This window comes from Pauljensenia sp. UMB3104, from assembly GCF_030217285.1.
GTDB lineage: Bacteria > Actinomycetota > Actinomycetes > Actinomycetales > Actinomycetaceae > Pauljensenia.
In genome coordinates, this window is record NZ_JASONN010000122.1 from 1 (window position 1) to 346 (window position 346).

The window sequence follows — 346 nt, forward strand, 5'->3', positions numbered from 1 at the left end:
TCCGCCGGAGGCGTTGCCGGGCAGTTGGCCGTCGGGATGGAGTTGAAGTTATCCGGGGTCAGGAAGTTGGTCGCATTCGTCGCAGGGGTGAAGCCCCACAGCTGAAGTCGGTAGGTGCGGCCATTCTTCGTGAAGGTACGATCCGAGGTCGTCTTCTTCAGCTTGACGGTATCCCACACGTAGGGGTTTTCGTTGACGTTACCCTTGGCACCGGGCCACTCGATGGGCAGGGCCCTCTTCGTAGTGATCTGGTTGTAGGGCTGCTCGGCACCCTTGTTGTAGTACTGGCTGTAGAGGTCGTACTCACCGTTACCCTCACCCACGTACTTGACGCAGTAGTAGCGTC

General features: G+C 59.0%; 1 pseudogene. It reads right to left on the reverse strand.

Going from position 1 to position 346, the window contains the following annotated elements:
- Nucleotides 1–346: pseudogene (locus QP415_RS11020) on the reverse strand (hypothetical protein); the annotation flags it as partial.